Origin of the sequence: Neisseria sp. P0008.S010 (genome assembly GCF_051962715.1) — a bacterium.
GTDB classification, from domain to species: domain Bacteria; phylum Pseudomonadota; class Gammaproteobacteria; order Burkholderiales; family Neisseriaceae; genus Neisseria; species Neisseria elongata.
Window position 1 is genome coordinate 1 of sequence record NZ_JBQCVA010000088.1, and the last position, 2,488, is coordinate 2,488.

Consider the following 2,488-nt stretch of genomic DNA (forward strand, 5'->3'; position numbering starts at 1 on the left):
GTTGGTTTGCTGTCATTGTCGTAATCGTAGGCGGTACGGTTGCCTTCGGCATCAGTCAGAACACTCAGTCGGCCAGCATGATCATAGCTGAAGTGCTCACTGCTACCATCCGGATAGTCGGTACGCAATGGTTTCCTATTTTGGTAATGGTAGTGCGTGGTGTGACCGGCAGCATCGGTAATTTGGGTAATTTGCCCATTTTCGTTGTAACGGTAACGGGTTGTGTTGCCTTTGCTATCGCTTTGGATGGCAATAGCAGCTACAGCGTACTAATCTACATCAGATCCCACAGTTTTAAAGAAATATAATTCTTCAAATTGACACGGATTATTATCGCAGATATAAGTTTCTTCTAGATAGGCATTTTGCGCTAAAACAGAATTAGTTACACATTGTAAATACTCAAACACTTCCTCTCTTCCAGCTTCTCTTTCTGGTAATAACACACATTGATCAAATTTGCTTTTATTCCATTTTATTTGTTGTCGAATTAAATAATTTTTTATATTTATATTTTTCTGTTTTTTTGCAATTAAATAATTATTATTTAATCTTTTTTGTGCCAGTAAATATGATTTAGAAAAACATACAATAAGATCCTCCTGTTTGATGCTATTTATATAGCATGGTTTATTTAATGCATCGTTATCGATAACCGTTTCAGGTGATTTACCAAATGCAATAATTGGAATTATAGAAATAACAACAAATAATGTTCTATTATTTAAAACAATCACAACGCAATCCTTTTTCAAACCACTCAGCTTCTCCCTCTCTGCGTATTATTAAACCCCTTTCTTTTGTAGGGCTCCATAGACGCTTCATTGCTCTCAAATATTTTGGTATATCATTTCCTCTATTTTGTCTTAAAGCAGATTGTATATCTCTCATATCACCCCGTGGCTTATGATTAGGTTTATCTATTAATAGATTTCCTCTATTATAAACTAATGACAATATTGCTCCTTGACAATGAGGATGATAATTAAGTATTTCCGGATATATAGAAACAGTGTCTTCCGCATATCTTCTTTTTACTAAAATAGCTAACCTTTGTGCTTTTTCTCTAGTTATAGTGATATCACTAAATTTTCCTACAATTTTTCTTGCCGCATCTCCTCGTTTCCCTATTGCCTCTTCTAATCTTTTTAATTGATCATTTGTATAATATGGGCTTAACTCTTGATACATTTTATCTTTTCTTTGTTGACCTAAATCATAACCATATCCTAATGTAACTCCACTAGACCCCGTTGGAACATATGGCTGTGCTTTATACCCTTCTGCAGATAAAATGAAATCCCATAATTGTTTAGAAATAACATATTCACCTTTTGAGGTACTAAATCTAATAACTTCAATTTGACATTCAAGAGGTATTTTTGTTCGAACACATGTTACAGGCTTCCCACTCCTTCCCCTCCCCTCCTGAATACCCGGCTTCTCCTCCGCAGGCTTCCCTTCATCTGGAGGCGGATTTTTACCAGCAGGCTGTGCAGGTTGCCCCTGCCCTACAGGTTCTGCACCTTGCGGCAATATAGGCTGATCATCCTTTTTCTGTTCAGATGTTTTTCTGTCCAACCCTTTCAGTAAATCGTCAAGCGGGTCGCTTGGTTGGCTCTCAATCACCCCTTTATCTGGGCGGCCTCCAGAATCTAACGGCCTTTCCGCCCCTCTCGGCAATAGCAACGCATCCCCGACCTCTGGCGGTGTACCGTCATCGGGAAGGTTGTTGATGAATTTAATTAACGATACATTGGTGTTGCATTTTTGAGCAATCCCTTCCCACGTATCTCCGGCCCGTACTTCATAAAATGCCTGCCGGTAATCTTCCGATTCGTTATTTTTGTTCCCCGTCTCCCGAAGTTTAATTTCATATACTCTAGGTGCCATAATCGGCTGTGTTATGACATTTTCCGCCCAGTAAAAAGGTTGAGTACTGAATGCGGCATCTTGTCGCTGTCCCTGGGCCCAAAAACGCACCCAAATCTTTTTCCCGGCAATCAATTCTGAGTCAAATGCCGCCCTACCGTTTTCATCGGCAACATCTTTACGCAATGTAGAGTCGTACTGCATGATTTGGTAGTGACATTTGGCTATAGGTTTGCGGTCGGCATCCAAAAATTCAAAACGATATTGAGCCATTATTTTTCCTCGCTTTCTTCACCCGGCAGTAAGGCGGCATTACCTGCAAAAATTTTTACTGTTTCGGCTGTATCCGAATATAGCCTATCGGTTCTTCCCATTTTATCAAGTGTACCATGCTGACTTTCCCTGTCTTTATTGCCTATTACCGTAAAAGGAATCTTTTCCTCTGAAAAACCAAATATGTCGTAAAGGTCAAGTTTGTTACTAAATATTTGTAAAGGTGGGATATTTTGTAATGGATAATTTATGCCTTTTGATTCAGACACCACCAACGGCGCCCTCACCCGCACCACCTTCGGACTCCCGATCTCAACCTCCCCGTTCGCCAGTTTGATATACG

Annotated in this window: 3 protein-coding genes and 1 pseudogene; 1 reads left to right on the forward strand and 3 read right to left on the reverse strand. The window is 39.7% G+C overall.

The window, feature by feature from the left end:
* On the forward strand, positions 1-308 hold a 308-nt coding region (locus ACTHSL_RS12370), incomplete at its 5' end, for a hypothetical protein (RefSeq protein WP_440381629.1).
* On the opposite strand, the gene ACTHSL_RS12375 is transcribed toward ACTHSL_RS12370, so the two are convergent.
* From ACTHSL_RS12375 to ACTHSL_RS12385, 3 genes and pseudogenes are all read right to left on the reverse strand, one after another.
* Complete coding sequence (locus ACTHSL_RS12375; RefSeq protein WP_440381630.1) at positions 270-737, reverse strand: lysozyme inhibitor LprI family protein; 468 nt, start codon at positions 735-737, stop codon at positions 270-272. The genes ACTHSL_RS12370 and ACTHSL_RS12375 overlap by 39 nt on opposite strands.
* Complete coding sequence (locus ACTHSL_RS12380) at positions 721-2,145, reverse strand: LysM peptidoglycan-binding domain-containing protein (protein ID WP_440381631.1); 1,425 nt, start codon at positions 2,143-2,145, stop codon at positions 721-723. Before ACTHSL_RS12380 ends, ACTHSL_RS12375 begins: the two co-directional genes overlap by 17 nt.
* Positions 2,145-2,488, reverse strand: a pseudogene (locus ACTHSL_RS12385) (hypothetical protein); the annotation flags it as partial. The gene ACTHSL_RS12380 and the pseudogene ACTHSL_RS12385, both read right to left, overlap by 1 nt.